This is a genomic window from Actinoplanes sichuanensis (assembly GCF_033097365.1).
Taxonomy (GTDB): Bacteria; Actinomycetota; Actinomycetes; order Mycobacteriales; family Micromonosporaceae; genus Actinoplanes; species Actinoplanes sichuanensis.
Genome location: NZ_AP028461.1, coordinates 2730023 through 2743753 on the forward strand (window position 1 = coordinate 2730023; position 13731 = coordinate 2743753).

A 13731-nucleotide genomic window follows, 5' to 3' on the forward strand; every position below is an offset into this window, starting at 1 on the left:
TCGTCCACCGGACGACCCCGCCCCGGAGCACTGTGTCGCAAAACCACCATAAGATCGACTTTCGGTGGCTTCGAAGTTAGCCTGGCCGCAATGCCATCCGAGACTGTCCACTATCGAATCCTGGGCAATGTGGAAGTGCGGCTGAGCGGTGCGAACGTCGTCGTCGCCCGGCCGCGGCACCGGGCTGTCCTGGGTTACCTGCTGCTCAACGCGGGCCGGGTCGTCACCGTCGAAGCCCTGGCCGACGCGATGTGGGGCGGGGCCGAGCCGGCGACCGCCCGGTCTCAGCTGCAGGCCGACATCTCCGCGATCCGTCGGGCCGGTGACGGCCGGTTGGCGCTGCTCAGCCACAGTGGCGGCTACCTGCTCGAAGCCGGGCCGGCCGACCTCGACTACCTGCGCTTCCAGGAGCTCACCGCACCGACCGGCGACCTCCCACCCGTCGACCGCGTCACGCGGCTGCGGGAGGCTCTCGCGCTGTGGCGCGGCCCGGCTCTAGCCGACGCCGCCGGCGCCTATGTGGCAACGGCCCGCCGCGCGCTGGGGGAGGAGCGGCTCGCCGCCTGGGAGGAGGTCTTCGACCTCGAGCTGCAGGCCGGCCGGCACCGCGAGATCGTCCCGGAGCTGGCCGGGATGGCCCGCGACGAGCCGACCCGGGAGCGGCTGTGGATCGCCCTGATGACCGCGCTGCATCGGGGTGGCCGCCAGGCGGACGCGCTCGCCGCGGCCCGGGAGATGCGCCGGTTCCTCGCCGATGAGCACGGGCTGGAGCCCGGCACGGCGTTCGTGACGGCGGAGCGGACCGTCCTGCAGGCCGTCGGAGCCGTCGAGGACGGCGAGAGCGGACCGCCCGCCCCGGTCTCCCCGGCCCCGGCGCTGCTGCCGTCCGCCGTCGGGGACTTCACCGGCCGCGCCGCCGAGGTCGCCTGGTTGGACGGCGTGCTCGCGCCGGGTGACGGGCCGCGTCCGGTCGTGACGATCACCGGGATGGGCGGGGTCGGCAAGAGCACCCTGGCCGTGCATGCCGCCCACCGGGCCGCCCACGATCATCCGGACGGGCAGCTCTATGCCCGGCTGCACGGCACCGACGCACATCCGGCCGAGCCGGGCGACGTGCTCGCCCGTTTCCTGCGGGCCCTCGGCATGGACGAGCGGGCCGTCCCGATCGATCTGACCGAACGCGCCGACGTCTACCGCTCGCTGATGGCCGGGCGCCGGATTCTGGTGGTGCTGGACGACGCCGCCGACGAGGCGCAGATCCGGCCGCTGCTGCCCGGCGGCAACTCCTGCACCACGGTGGTGACCAGCCGCTCCGGGCTGGACGGGCTGGAGGGCGCCGAGCGCCTGCAGTTGGAGGTCTTCTCCGGTGAGGAGGCCGTGGCGTTCCTCGACCGGGTCGCCACCGCACACCGGGTGACCGACGATCCGGCGGAGAGCGCCGCGATCCTGCAGCTGGTCGGGCGCCTGCCGCTCGCCGTCCGGATCGTCGGCGCCCGCCTGCGGTCCCGCCCGGCCTGGCCGATGTCGCGCCTCACCCGGGCACTGCGCGACGAGCGCCGGCGTCTGGATCACCTGGTCGCGGGTGACCTGGCGGTGCGCACTTCGATCGCCGCCAGCTACCGGGCGATCGGCGAGCCCGCCCGGCGACTGGCCCGCCGGCTCAGCCTGTTCGCTCTGCCGGATCTCCCGTCGTGGCTGGCCGCTGTCGTCACCGGGACCTCCACCGCGGAGGCCGAGGACCTGCTCGAGGAGTTGGTCGACGCCCAGTTGCTGTTCGACGCGGGCACCGACACCACCGGTGGCGGCCGCTACGGTTTCCATGACCTGGTTCTGCTCTACCTGCGTGAACGCGCCCGTGCCGAGGAACCGTCCGAGGGCGCCGAGGTGCTGAGCGCCGGCCTGGGCGGCTATCTGTGGCTCGCCCGCCGGATGAGCGAGCGGATCCCCGGCCCGTGTTACGCCGCGGTGCGGGGCGACGCCATCGAGGTGGCGGTCCCCGGGGCCGACGACCTGCCCGACCCGCTCGACTGGTTCGCGGGCGAACGGTTGTCGCTGCCCGCCGCGATCCGGCAGGCCTGCGACATCGGCGCGCTCGACGCGGCCTTCGAACTGGCCGGCTGCCTGGAGAAGTTCTTCGACATCCGGGGCGTCTACATCGACTGGCGGTCCACCAACGACTACGTGCTCGCCGCCTGCCGGGCCGCCGGGCACCGCCTCGGTGAGGCCGTCATGTTGCGGGGCCTGATCGAGCTCTCCACCTGGCACGAGGCGGACCACCCGGGCGCGGCCATGGAGCGCATGCTCCGCGACGCCGACCACCTGTTCGAACTGTTCACCGAGGCGGGCCACGGTCCCGGCATGGCCGACGCGGCGGTGGATCAGGCGTGGGCGCTGGCGGCGACCGGTGACTACGATCGGGCGGCCGCATGCGCCGACGCCGCGATCGTGCTGGCCGAACAGCACGAGCACCTCGGCGGTCAGTCCCGCGCCCACGTGGCCCGCGCCGTCGTCTACGGCGAGTCGCTGGCACTGCCGGAGGCCGAGCGGCACCTCACCATCGCGCTGCGGCTCGCCCGGCGGCTGGGCAACCAGCGTTACGTGGCGACCACCCTCCAGTTCATCGGCGTGTTGAACACCCGGGCCGGCCGTGCTGCCGAGGCGATCATCGCGTTGGACGAGTCGCTGCGGATCCTGCGGCGCTATCAGGACCGCTACGCCGAGGTGTTGACCCTGCTGACGCTGGCCCGGGCACACCTTCCGAAGCATCCGGCGCGGGCCTTCGCCACCGAGGCGCTGACCATCGCCCGCGAATACAACCTGCCGCATCACACCGCGGACGCCCTCGGTGTCCTCGGCGTGATCGAGTTGGCCGAGGGCAACCACGATGCGGCGATCAAACATCTGGAGGCTTCGGTACGGCTGTGGCGGCGCCGTGGCTGGCCCGCGTTCCTCGCCGAGGCTCTGCGCAAACTCGGTGACGCGCAGGCACGGGCCGACCCGAGCGCCGCCCGGCGAGCGTTCAGCGAGGCCCGCGACATTCACCAGCGCCTCGGCCACACCGACACCGCGGCGGAGTTGACCACCCTGATCAGCGCCCTCGACCGCAGCGCCCGCTGCTGACCGGCCCGCGAACGAAGCATCCGGGGTTGCCCCGCATGACCGGCGACGGCCGATGACGCGCCGACGTCAACTGACCGCCACCAACCAGGTGAACAGGACGGCCGGAATGCTGAGGTACAGCGACATCAGGAGATCGCCGCGGCGTTCCTTCTTGAAGAGATCCGCCAAGGCGTCCAGATCCTCGACGGTCGTGTTGCCGTCGTCGGAAGTCGTGGCCTCCAGGCGTCGAACTCCATCCGTTCCGATGCGTAAGGTCCCGGCGGCGACGATTGGAAGATCACCGCGAACGTGGAAACTCTCCGATGCGCGTATTCCCCAGGAATCGCTTTCTTCGACGTAGCTGTGTTCTGCCATGGGCCGGCCGGCGTAAAGTGCTTTGCGGGCGATTTCCAGAGATATCTCCAGCTGTCGTCCGTCGTGATAGATGGCCAGGGTGCCGTGTTCCGTCCAGTCTTTTTCCATTTCCGGAGGGATGTCTCGATGGCCGGTCGAACCGGTGCGGGACTTCCACCAGACCAGGTCGTGGCGGCTGGACGTGCCCGAAGCGGCGGTGTGGCCGAACACCATGACGGGTATGCCCTCCGGGGCTTCGCCGACTTCCGCCACGGTCAGTAAAGGTCGTTGAGCCAGCCGGCGCTTCTGCGCCGCGGAAAACAGCAGCGTCACCGGGCCTATGGCGGCGGCGAACCAAAACAATAGGGCGATGAGGGCGAAACAGGACAAAATGGCGAAGGAGGAGTCGCTCTTCTCGGTGATCGCCTCAAAGAGACCTCTGCCCGTCACGATTCCAGTATGGACCGCCGGGGAGTGGTCGCCGGCCGTTACCGTCTGGTCCGGGAATTGGGGCGCGGCGGCATGGGCGCCGTGTGGCACGCCCACGACGAACTTCTCGCGCGTGACGTGGCGGTGAAGGAAGTCCACCTGCTGGGCGCGGCGTCCGACGGGGTCGATCCGGTCACGCCGCGCGTACTGCGTGAGGCCCGGGCCGCCGCCCAGCTCAAGCATCCGGCGATCATCACCGTGCATGACGTCGTCGTCGACAGCGGACGGCCGTGGATCGTGATGGAGCTGGTGGGTGGACGTTCGCTGAGCCAGATCGTCGACGACGACGGTGCGGTGCCCGAGCAGGGAGCCGCACTGATCGGGCTACGGGTTCTCGAGGCGCTCCGGGTCGCGCACCAGCAGGGCGTCCTGCACCGGGACGTGAAACCACCGAACATCCTGCTCGACGGTGACCGGGTGGTCTTGACCGATTTCGGGATCTCCGCGATCGACGGAGCGGCCGGCGGCTGACCGCGGAGTCCGCAGCACGGTCCCTGACAGAGATCGCTTTCCCGGTCACGGCATCAGGGTCGCGTTCACGGTCGCGGTGGGCACTGCGACGGCGCCCCCGGCCCGAGGGCGTGAGCATGCCGGCGACACGGCCCGCCCCGCCGGGCGACGAGACCGACGTCCCGGTCGACGGCGTCGCACCCCCGGTCGAGCCGGACGTGGTGGCAGAGGCGCCGGCCGCGCGCAGCCGGAGAACGTCGTGGATCGCCGGTTCGGTGGTCCTCGGACTGCTGGTGGTCGGGGCCTCTGCGGGAGAGTTGCTGGCCAGGACACATCGCGGTCCGGACGGCGAGGCGGTCTCCACCCCTGGCACGAACTCGGCGAGCCGGGTTCCGGCCTCCGGGTCCGTACCGCCGTCGCCGCCGTTGACCATCCCGTCGCCGCCGGCCGGTTTCAAGACCGTCGACTATCGAGACACGCTCACGATCGCCGTGCCGCAGAAATGGCTGGGCGGCAACGACAGCTGGTCGAGCCCGGACGAACGTCCCCACCCGTGGGTGCACTTGATATTCATCCAGGACACGGTGTGTGCCGAAGTGTCGGCGGCAACCTACTTGACCGAGCGGGAACAGGGCACCAAGCAGTACCACGCCCACCACCGGATCCGTCTGACCGACATCGACGCGCCGGTGGGCGGGACCAGCGCGGCCGAGTGGGAATACACGACCACGAGCACCCACTACTCCCAAGGCGGCTACGGGCGCTACATCACGAGGGCGATCACCCTCGCCAATGGCGATCTCTACCTGTTCAGCGTGTCGATGGACGCAGATTCGCGGACGGAATTGAACCGTGAATGGGCGCAGATGAAACCGACCCTGACCCGGATCCTGAACAGCGCGCGGCTCATCGGTGTGCCTTCACCGTCCATGCCGCCATCGAGAACCAACTGAGGAGGCCGCCATCCGAGCGTGGATCACCTACGAAAACGCCCACCGGGACCTCAGTCGCCGATGCGGCGCACGACCGTGGCGAGGATGTGGGTGATCGGGATGAAGCCCAGGTGCCGCGAGTCGAGGCTCTGCGCCCGGTTGTCGCCGAGCACCGCGACGTGGCCGTGCGGCACGACGGCGGCTGCCATCCCGTCCGGGGCGGCGTCGTCCGCGACCGCCGCGATCCGTTTGACCAGCACCGGCCCGTCGGAGGATCCCGGCACCCCATGCGGGCGCGGGTTGCGGAACACCACCACGTCGCCGCGCCGAGGTGTGGCCGTACGCCGGCGGCGGGCGATCAGCCGGTCGCCGTCGCGGTAGGTCGGCTGCATGCTCGGGCCGCGGACGACGGCCACGAGTACGGCGGTTCGAATCCACAGTGCACCGGCCCCGGCCAGTGCGAGCACCGCGGCGGCGGCGATCAGCAAAGCGGTCCTCCGTCTGACGAGGAAGTCCTGCCGCCGAGTGGTCGCCCGGCGGCAGGAACAACACCCTACGTGGAGCAGCCGCAGGCGACGTGGGTGACGCGGTCACCGTCGCGAGCAGACTGGCCGGCGCGGGTTCACCCGCCGATCGGCGGGTGAACCCGGGCGACTACTGCCGGGGGCAGCTGTAGGTCACCTTCGCCGGGCAGGAGTCGTAGTTCCTGGTGATCTTGTACCGGACGACGCCGTCGGCGCCGGCGCAGTAGCCGGCTGGGGTGCGCACCGTGCTGATCAGGACGCAGGCCGCCTCGGCCTCCGTCGTGGGGGCCACCATCGCCAGCAGACGGTCGGCAAGCTTGCCCATCATGCTCATCTGTTGCTCCCTCCAGTGCACCGGCCGGTGGGTTTCCCGGCCGGTATCTCTCACCCGCCGGTCGACGGGTGAAGCTCGGTGCGCGCATCGGGCGATGTGTAGCCGGATGCCTGCAAGGTGAAGAGCCCGGCGTAGGTGCCACCGGCCGCCAGCAGGGTGTCGTGGTCACCCAGTTCGGTGACCACCCCGTCGGACAGCACGGCGATGGTGTCGGCGTCGCGTACGGTGCTCAGCCGGTGCGAGATGAGAACGCTGGTGGATCCCTCGCGCAGCGCCCGCAGCCGGGTGTGCACCTCGTGTTCGGCGTCGGCGTCGAGTCCGGCGCTCGGCTCGTCGAGGATCAGCAGGTCCCGGTCGGCGCGCATGAACGCGCGCGCCAGAGCCAGTCGCTGCCACTGCCCGCCGGAGAGCTGCACGCCGCTCGACGCCTCCCCGTCGAGGACCTCCTCCGGGGAGAAGAATCTGGTCAGCAGGGTGTCGTAGCCGCGGGGCAGCTTCTCGACGGTCACGTGGCAGCCGGCTCGCTCGGCGGTGGCCTCGATCGCCGAGCGGTCGTCCAATCGGGCGATGTCGCCGAGCCCGATGTTCTCGGCCGCGCTCAGGTCGTACGCCATGAAGTCCTGAAAGACGGCGCCGAGGCGTTCGCGCAGTTCCTCGACCGGGAATCGGCGTAGGTCGACGCCGTCCCACAGCACCGCGCCGCGGGTCGGGTCGTAGAGCCGGCACAGGAGTTTGACGATCGTGCTCTTGCCCGCGCCGTTGAGCCCGACCAACGCCGTCGCCCGGCCGGCCCGGATGGTGAGGTTGACGCCCTGAAGGATCCAGGGCAGCGACGGGCCGTAGCGGAACCACACGTCGCGCAGCTCGATGGCGTCCCGCAACGACGGCACGGGCAGCAACGGCAGACCCTCCAACGGTGCCAGGTCGGCCGGCGCCCGTACCACCTGCTGGAAATGCGTGAAGATCAACAGTGCCTGATGGGTACGCGCGACGTTGCCGATGATCGAGGCGAGCAGGTTCTGGACCCCGGCGGTCGCCGCCGCGAAGACCACGATGTCGCCGACGCCCAACCGACCCGAGCGGGCGGAGAGCGCCGCCCACACCAGCCCGCCGCCGGCCACCACGGCGCCGAGCCCGGTCAGTGCCGACTGCATCCGCAACTCTCGCAGGTCCAGTCCGCGCATTCCCCGGTTGATCTTCCGCAGCTCGGTCGTCATCCGGACGGCGAACAGGTCGCTGAGCCCGTAGATGCGGACCTCCTTGGCCGCCGTGACCGACGAGATCAGGTCCGCGTAGAACAGTTCGCGCCGGTTGGCGTGCCCGAGTTGCAGCATCATCGCCGCCCGGGCCCGCGACAGGGTCAGCTCGGCTCGGACGGTGGGAATCGCCGCGACGGCCACCACCACCGCCATCCAGGGGGCCATGCTCGCCAACGTGACGACGAAGCCGACGATGGTGACCGCGGACTGCGCGATGGTCAACCCGTTCGCGGTGACCTGAGCGGGGGTCGCCGGGCCGTCGGAGACGGCCAGTTGCAGGCGGTCCTGGAAGTCCGGATCCTCGAAGCGGCCGAGCCCACCGAAACCGCCGATCGCCCGGTAGAGCCGGGCCCGCCCGGCGAGCTGGGTACGCCGACTCAGTTCGGCGTCGACGAAGTTGCCGACCGCCGGCAGTAGTGCGCCGGCCAGGGTGGCCCCGGCCAGCGCCAGCACCACGGTCAGCACCGCCGTGGTCGCCCCGCCGTCGACCAGCAGGTCGAGCAGCAGCTTGGTCAGCCAGGCCACCGCCACCGGGGCCACGCCACCGGCCAGCGCGACGCCGATCCGTGCCGCGAGCAGCCCTCGGGAGGCCTGCCAGACCAGCGCGAAGGCGGCCTTCAGCAGGGCGAGGGTGCCGTGGGCGCCGGAGTCTGCCCTGCTCGTGCGGCCGCCGCGACCGGTAGGTCGTCCCCAGCGAACCGCCACCTGTGTCCCCCGTACCGCTGCGCTGATCGAGAACCTGTCGAGTTCCGTACGCTAGGCACCGCGACTCTTCATCGGCTCTCGATTCGCTCTCGGCCGCTGACCGTGCGTGTCGATGGTCGTCTTTCTCGTCGTCGCTACATCAGCCCGGCGAGCTTGTAGAGCACCAGCGACCCGGCGACGGCGACGTTGAGGCTGGACCCGGTGCCGACCATCGGGATCTCCACGGCGCCGTCGAGAAGGTCGAGCGCCTCGGGCGGGATGCCGGTCGCCTCGTGGCCGAGCACCATGACGGTCCGGCGCCGGGCCGGAGGCAGGTCGGCGAGCCGGATCGCCTCGTCGGCCAGTTCCACCCCGAGGACGCTCGTTCCGGCCTTGCGCTCGTCGGCAAGCCAGCGGAGGGGACTGCCGACGCGGTGGACGCAGGCGGGTCGGCGTAACGTGTTGCCGCGGGCGAGGGCCCGGTCCACCCAGCCATGCGGGGGCACCGCGAGGCAGGCCCCGACCGCGTCACAGGTCCGCAGCAGCGTGCCGAGATTGGCGTCGTGCATGGGCCACAGGGGTGCCGCGACGAGATGTCCCCAGCATTCGTGCCGGCGAGGACGGCGGACCGAACGGATCTCCCGCGCGGTCCGGACCCGGATCGCGGGGCTCACCGGAGGGGAGCAGAGGCGCTCCAGCTTTCGAAGGTCATGTGAGACGTGCTTCTCGGCGCACGCGAGCCATCGACGAACGATGTGTGATTCCGAGCGACAGGATACCGCGTCTTCCACCGGCACGCGCTGCGCGACCCGGTGCGCTACCGGGCGCGCACCCGCTCGTACAGCCCGTCGGCGGCGGCCGTGAAGACGGCGACGTAGTCGATGCGGTCGGGCAGCGCGGACCACTGGTCCCGGATGCCGTCGTTGAGGGCGAGCAGTTCCAGGACGAGCTGCTGCGGATCGGTTCCCTCGGCGATCTCCCCGGCGGCGATGCGCTCCTGGACGAACGGGACCAGCGTGTCCAGGGCCGCCTCCAGGTTGCGGCCGGCGCGACCCTCCACCGGATGACCGGCGATGCGGGAGGCGCCGGTGAGCATGACACGGAATCGCAGCAGGTCGGGTTCCCGGGCGGCGAGGCGTACCACCGCGATGAACTCGTCGAACAGGGCTCGGACGGACTCGGTGGTCAGCTTGATCGTCTGATAGACCTCTTCGCGGCGCTCGACGACGGCCATGAACAGGTCGTACTTGGTTCCGAAGTGGTGCAGCACCCCGGCGTCGGTCACCCCGGCCGACCGGGCGATGTCGGAGACCCGGGCGCCGTCGTAGCCCTTACGGCCGAACTCCGCGGTGGCGGCGGTGAGGATCCGGGCTCGTCGTGCGTCGCCGCGAGCGAGTCGATGGTCGCCGTCGGGGGCACGCTCTGAGCTTTCCACTCGGAAACCCTACGAGATGCCGCCGCCGGGTGACGGCGGGCGGTGCCGTCAGCTAACTTAGTCGCGACTAAGTCGACGGGTCGATCATGCATCCAGAGCAGAAGGGGGTCGCGTGAGCGCGATCATCGCCGGGACCTACAACTCCAGGGACACCGGAGGCATCCCGCTCACGGCGGGCGGTTCGACCCGCACCGGAGTGCTCTACCGGTCCGACGCCCTCGCCGGCACCACCGACGACGGGATCAAAACCCTGACGGCGAGCCCGATCGGTACGATCGTCGACTTCCGCACCGACATGGAGAAGACCGGCCTACCGAACCGGGTCGGCACGCGGCGCCGGTTCACCGCCGTGCAACTGCCGCTGCTCGACGGGGCGTTCACCGGCATGCCGTCGCCGGCCGACCTCGACGAGGCCACGATGCGAGAGCTGTTCGTGCGTATCCCCACACTGGCCGACCTCTATCTCCGGATGCTCGGCACGGCCGCCGAGACCTTCGCCGAGGTCGCCCGACTCGTCGCCCGGCCCACCGACGACACCTACAACGGGGTGCTCGTGCACTGCACGGCCGGCAAGGACCGTACCGGCGTGGCCGTCGCCCTGTTGCTCGACGCCGCGGGAGCCGACCGCGACGCCGTCATCGCCGACTACGCGCTCAGTGAGACGAATCTCGTCGGTGACTGGGCCGATCTGATGCTGGCCCGCCTGAAGGCCTGGGGAGTGCCGCCCCTCCCGGCGATCACCGACCTGGTCACCGCCACCCCGCCGGAGGCGATCAAGGCCGCTTTCGCCTGGCTCGACGAGCGCGGCGGCTCGGCCCGCTACCTGTGCGACGGGGGACTTTCCGACGACGACCTCGAAGCCCTGCGCGAGCGCATCGCCGGCTGAATCGCCGGTAGCGGACCCTGCATCTTCAACCAGGCGGGCTGAATCCGGTAGCCGAGCTTCTCGTTGACCCGTCGCATCCCGTGATTGACACCCTGGGTGTAGCTGACCAGCTCGGGAACGCCCGCCGCCGACGCCCACGCCAGCTGCCGGAGCTTGAGGTGAGTGGCGATGCCGCGGCCGCGATGGGACCGGGCGACCGTGGTGAGCCCGTGCTCGTCCTTGAGCATCCCCGCGTAGCCGACGATCCGGCCGTCCTCGATCGCCACGAAGGAACCGTCGGGAACCGTCGCCTCCTCCTCGATCCAGTCCTCGACCGTCATCGACAGCGGGGAGGGCAGGGGGATGTCGGCACAACCGTCGGCGCCGACCGCGTGCCAGGCGGCCTCCAGCAACTCCGGGCGTTCGGCGATGGTCACCACCTCGATGCCGGGCAGCGCCGCCGGTGGGGCCTCGTGCGAGATGCGGCGCCGGGCCTCCACCTCGCGGGCCACCTCGGCCAGGCCGCGGCGCGCGGCGAAGGCCACACCGTCGGCCGACTGCTCGTCCACGGTGCAGAACACGAACGGCCGTCCGAAGGTCCGGGCATGAACCGTGAGACGGTCCCACAATGCCCGGCCGATGCCCGCGCGCCGGGCGGCCGGATCGACGTAGATCTGAACGGTGACCGAGTCGGCGAGGTCCGAGCGTGCGGCCAGGCCGCAGCCCACATCCCGCCACAGCAGCATCAGCCGGTCGGGTTCACGCCGCGGCGGAACGGGCCACTCCCGCGGCGACGCGGCGAGCCGGATCCGCGCGAACAACTGCAGATCGGCGTCGGATTCGGCGACCCGAATGCTTCCGGTCGCCTTCGCATCACCTTCCATCTGCCCGATCATGCCGTACGGGTACGGCTGCCCGGAATGCCACATCATCGGTGGTGCAAGGCTGAGCCCACCGGCGAACGCGGATGGGGTGGGTGCCTGCCGACACCCACCCCATCCGCGTGACGATCGTGGTCACCGCAGCGGGTCGCCGCCGGCCGGTGACGGCTTGGTGCGAGCCGGCCTCGGCGCCGACGGCGCGGGTGACCCCGGCGTGGTGACAGTCGTGGCGGCGACGGTGGACTCGCTGCCGGTGACCGTGTCGTCGTGGGGGAGGGCCGCGGCGATCTTCTGCCGGCCGGTGCCCAGTAGCGCCTTCGCCCGCTCCTGGGCCTGGATCGTGGTGGGGTGGTTGCTCGCCTTGCGTGCGGCCGCGGCGATCTGCTCGTACTTCTCCCGGCCGGCGCGGCTGCCGAGTACGTAACCGGCGGCGAACCCGACGGCCAGCTTCAGAACCTTCATGATGTGTCTTCTCCGATTCTCGTGGTCAGTCGGGCCGTACACCCGTCGCGCTGGTTTCGGCGAACGCGAAGAACACGCCTCTCACCTGCGGCTTCCGCGGACGATCAGGATCACGCCGGCGGCGGCCAGGGCCACCGCGGCGACCGGCACGGCGGTGCTGCGAACCTTCGGATCGCGGGCGGCCGAGGCGGCCTTCGACGTGGCGGTACGGGCGTGCTGCTGTACCGGCGCCGTACCGGAAACGATCTTGTCCTTGACCGCCTCGGCGGTCGCCGCGACCTTGTCGCCAGTGGCGGCCAGCTGTTCGCGGCCGCGTTCGGCCAGTTCCGCGGCCGACTGCTTGGCCCGGGCCTTGACGTCGGTCTTGGCCGCCAGCGCCTCCACGGTGGAGCCGAGATCGGCGCGGGTCTGGGCGATCTCACTTCGTAGCTGCTGCGGATCGTTCTGTGGGGTGCTCATCCATGCCGTCCTCTCCGGGCTGCGGTCTTGATGGTCTGCACGTCGGCCTGCACACCGGCGACGGCGTCGCCGGGCACCGGCGGGGTGGCGGCCTTCAGCTTCTGCCGGCCGAGCAGTGCGGCCACCGCTGCGGCGGCGAACACGACCACCATCACGACCAGCACGGCCAGCCACAGTGGCCAGACCAGGTCCAGCAGGACCACGGCCAGGGTCACCAGCAGGGCCAAGCCGAACCAGCCCAGAACCGCGGACCCGCCGAGCAGGCCGCCTCCGACGCCGGCCCGCTTGCCCTTCTCGGCCAGTTCGAGCTTGGCGAGGGCGAGCTCGTCGCGTACCAGTGTGGAGATCTGCGCCGCGGCCTGACTCACCAGATCCGCCGTCGAGGCCGATCCGGTCGGCCCACCGCCATGCGCCGCGTTCGTTGTCACAGCACTCACCTCCTTGCTCAGCGGTAACAACTGCGTGCCCATGGACCGAACTGCCAAAACGTCTGAGCGACTGTCCGGAATTCGACTGGCCCGGCTTGGGTCCGACGATTCGACGGCGTCGTCTGCCGGGCTGGATTCACCGCGGGGTGAGGGCGTCCACCTTTCGCCGGAGTCGACGGCAGAACGGTCCGATCATGGCCGGGTCGTCGATGAACATGGAGGGTTTGAAACAGATGGTGGTGAAACCCTGGTCCAGCTGGCGGGGAAGGTCGGCGAGCGCCGCGTCGATGTCACCGGTGTCGTCCTCGCCGCCGAAGGTGGCCCGGATGCCACCGATCAGTTCCAGGTCGCCCGGATCGCGGCCGGCCTCGGTGAACGCGGTCCGGACCGCCGTGAGGTCGGTGTCGGTGAGCGGCCCGAACGGGTTGAGCCCCGCGCCGTAGCGGACGAGCCGGCGCAGGAGCGGCGGGTGCACACCCTGTCCACCGAACCACAGCGGTGGCCCGCCGGGCCGCCATGGCTGGGGCTCGATCCAGACGTCGTCGAACTGGAAGTGGGCGCCGTGGTGGCTGATCGGCCCGGGCGTCCACGCGGCCCGCAGGATCTCCAGTTGCTCGTCCATGATTCGCCCTCGCCGGTGGAACGGCACCCCGAGCGCGTCGTACTCGTCCCGGTGCCAGCTCACCGAGGGCAGCACCACCAGTCGCCCCTCGGACAACAGGTCCAGGGTCGCGAGTTCCTTCGCGAGGTGCAGTGGATGACGCAGCGGTGCGATGATCGCGCCGGCGACGATCCGCAGTGTGCTGGTGGCCTGGGCGATCGCGGCCATCAGGACGGTCGAGCTGGGCCAGGGCATGGCCGGATCCTGGTTGCCGGGTGCGGCGTAGTCACGCGGATTGGCCATCACACCGTACGCGCCGGCGCCCGGACCGAGCACGATGTGCTCGCTGAGCATGACGCCGTCGATGCCCGCCTGCTCGGCCTCGACGGCGAGGCGGATCAGAGCACGCAGGTCGCGGGGCGGTACGAGGGTCCAGTTCTCGGTCAGCACCATCAGCAGCTTCGGGGCCGGCATG

The 13731-nt window shown here is 70.7% G+C and carries 15 protein-coding genes; 4 read left to right on the forward strand and 11 right to left on the reverse strand.

Going from position 1 to position 13731, the window contains the following annotated elements; translation table 11 throughout:
• Positions 1–90: 90 nt before the first annotated feature.
• Positions 91–3120: an AfsR/SARP family transcriptional regulator gene (locus Q0Z83_RS12120; RefSeq protein WP_317793968.1), complete on the forward strand. Its 3030-nt coding sequence runs from the start codon at positions 91–93 to the stop codon at positions 3118–3120.
• A gap of 66 nt (positions 3121–3186) precedes the next feature.
• Here the strand turns inward: Q0Z83_RS12120 and Q0Z83_RS12125 are convergent, their stop codons facing one another.
• Entirely contained in the window at positions 3187–3903 is a 717-nt protein-coding gene (locus Q0Z83_RS12125) for a hypothetical protein (protein ID WP_317793969.1), read from the reverse strand.
• Positions 3904–3912: 9 nt separating this feature from the next.
• Here Q0Z83_RS12125 and Q0Z83_RS12130 point away from each other — a divergent pair, with 9 nt between their 5' ends.
• Together Q0Z83_RS12130 and Q0Z83_RS12135 are read left to right on the forward strand one after the other, a co-directional pair.
• Positions 3913–4413, forward strand: a complete 501-nt coding sequence (locus tag Q0Z83_RS12130) for a serine/threonine-protein kinase (RefSeq protein WP_317793970.1) — start codon at positions 3913–3915, stop codon at positions 4411–4413.
• A gap of 116 nt (positions 4414–4529) precedes the next feature.
• The gene (locus Q0Z83_RS12135) at positions 4530–5345 is read left to right on the forward strand and encodes a DcrB/PsbP domain-containing protein (protein WP_317793971.1); all 816 of its coding nucleotides are present in this window, start codon (positions 4530–4532) and stop codon (positions 5343–5345) included.
• Between the two features lie 50 nt (positions 5346–5395).
• Here Q0Z83_RS12135 and Q0Z83_RS12140 read toward each other — a convergent pair whose 3' ends face one another.
• The 5 genes from Q0Z83_RS12140 to Q0Z83_RS12160 form a co-directional block, all read right to left on the reverse strand.
• Positions 5396–5812, reverse strand: coding sequence for a S26 family signal peptidase (locus Q0Z83_RS12140; RefSeq protein WP_317793972.1), 417 nt, complete (start codon positions 5810–5812; stop codon positions 5396–5398).
• 166 nt (positions 5813–5978) lie between these two features.
• Positions 5979–6182, reverse strand: a complete 204-nt coding sequence (locus tag Q0Z83_RS12145; RefSeq protein WP_317793973.1) for a hypothetical protein — start codon at positions 6180–6182, stop codon at positions 5979–5981.
• 50 nt (positions 6183–6232) lie between these two features.
• On the reverse strand, positions 6233–8146 hold the full coding sequence (locus Q0Z83_RS12150; protein WP_317793974.1) for an ABC transporter ATP-binding protein: 1914 nt from the start codon (positions 8144–8146) through the stop codon (positions 6233–6235).
• 134 nt (positions 8147–8280) lie between these two features.
• Positions 8281–8799, reverse strand: a complete 519-nt coding sequence (locus Q0Z83_RS12155; RefSeq protein WP_317793975.1) for a TrmH family RNA methyltransferase — start codon at positions 8797–8799, stop codon at positions 8281–8283.
• Positions 8800–8942: 143 nt separating this feature from the next.
• Entirely contained in the window at positions 8943–9560 is a 618-nt protein-coding gene (locus tag Q0Z83_RS12160; protein ID WP_317793976.1) for a TetR/AcrR family transcriptional regulator, read from the reverse strand.
• A 112-nt stretch (positions 9561–9672) separates the two neighbouring features.
• On the opposite strand from Q0Z83_RS12160, the gene Q0Z83_RS12165 reads away from it, so the two are divergent.
• Entirely contained in the window at positions 9673–10446 is a 774-nt protein-coding gene (locus Q0Z83_RS12165) for a tyrosine-protein phosphatase (RefSeq protein WP_317793977.1), read from the forward strand.
• Here Q0Z83_RS12165 and Q0Z83_RS12170 read toward each other — a convergent pair.
• The 5 genes from Q0Z83_RS12170 to Q0Z83_RS12190 all read right to left on the reverse strand — a co-directional run bounded on the left by Q0Z83_RS12170 (position 10380) and on the right by Q0Z83_RS12190 (position 13730).
• Entirely contained in the window at positions 10380–11309 is a 930-nt protein-coding gene (locus Q0Z83_RS12170) for a GNAT family N-acetyltransferase (RefSeq protein ID WP_317793978.1), read from the reverse strand. The two genes, Q0Z83_RS12165 and Q0Z83_RS12170, sit on opposite strands and share 67 nt — an antisense overlap.
• Before the next feature lie 132 nt (positions 11310–11441).
• Positions 11442–11768, reverse strand: a complete 327-nt coding sequence (locus Q0Z83_RS12175) for a hypothetical protein (protein WP_317793979.1) — start codon at positions 11766–11768, stop codon at positions 11442–11444.
• An 81-nt stretch (positions 11769–11849) separates the two neighbouring features.
• A complete protein-coding gene (locus tag Q0Z83_RS12180; protein WP_317793980.1) occupies positions 11850–12227 on the reverse strand; it encodes a DUF3618 domain-containing protein in 378 nt (125 codons plus the stop codon).
• Positions 12224–12664: a phage holin family protein gene (locus tag Q0Z83_RS12185; RefSeq protein WP_317793981.1), complete on the reverse strand. Its 441-nt coding sequence runs from the start codon at positions 12662–12664 to the stop codon at positions 12224–12226. The genes Q0Z83_RS12180 and Q0Z83_RS12185 overlap by 4 nt, the downstream gene beginning before the upstream one ends.
• 127 nt (positions 12665–12791) lie before the next feature.
• Positions 12792–13730 (reverse strand): TIGR03619 family F420-dependent LLM class oxidoreductase, encoded by a 939-nt coding sequence (locus Q0Z83_RS12190; protein ID WP_317793982.1) that lies wholly within the window; start codon positions 13728–13730, stop codon positions 12792–12794.
• Position 13731 lies beyond the last annotated feature (1 nt).

Coding starts and splice junctions, on each gene's coding strand:
- Q0Z83_RS12170 (WP_317793978.1), bottom strand. CDS start 11,309: ATGGAAGGTGATGCGAAGGCGACCGGAAGCATTCGGGTCGCCGAATCC.
- Q0Z83_RS12120 (WP_317793968.1), top strand. CDS start 91: ATGCCATCCGAGACTGTCCACTATCGAATCCTGGGCAATGTGGAAGTG.
- Q0Z83_RS12145 (WP_317793973.1), bottom strand. CDS start 6,182: ATGAGCATGATGGGCAAGCTTGCCGACCGTCTGCTGGCGATGGTGGCC.
- Q0Z83_RS12135 (WP_317793971.1), top strand. CDS start 4,530: ATGCCGGCGACACGGCCCGCCCCGCCGGGCGACGAGACCGACGTCCCG.
- Q0Z83_RS12175 (WP_317793979.1), bottom strand. CDS start 11,768: ATGAAGGTTCTGAAGCTGGCCGTCGGGTTCGCCGCCGGTTACGTACTC.
- Q0Z83_RS12180 (WP_317793980.1), bottom strand. CDS start 12,227: ATGAGCACCCCACAGAACGATCCGCAGCAGCTACGAAGTGAGATCGCC.
- Q0Z83_RS12190 (WP_317793982.1), bottom strand. CDS start 13,730: ATGCCGGCCCCGAAGCTGCTGATGGTGCTGACCGAGAACTGGACCCTC.
- Q0Z83_RS12130 (WP_317793970.1), top strand. CDS start 3,913: ATGGACCGCCGGGGAGTGGTCGCCGGCCGTTACCGTCTGGTCCGGGAA.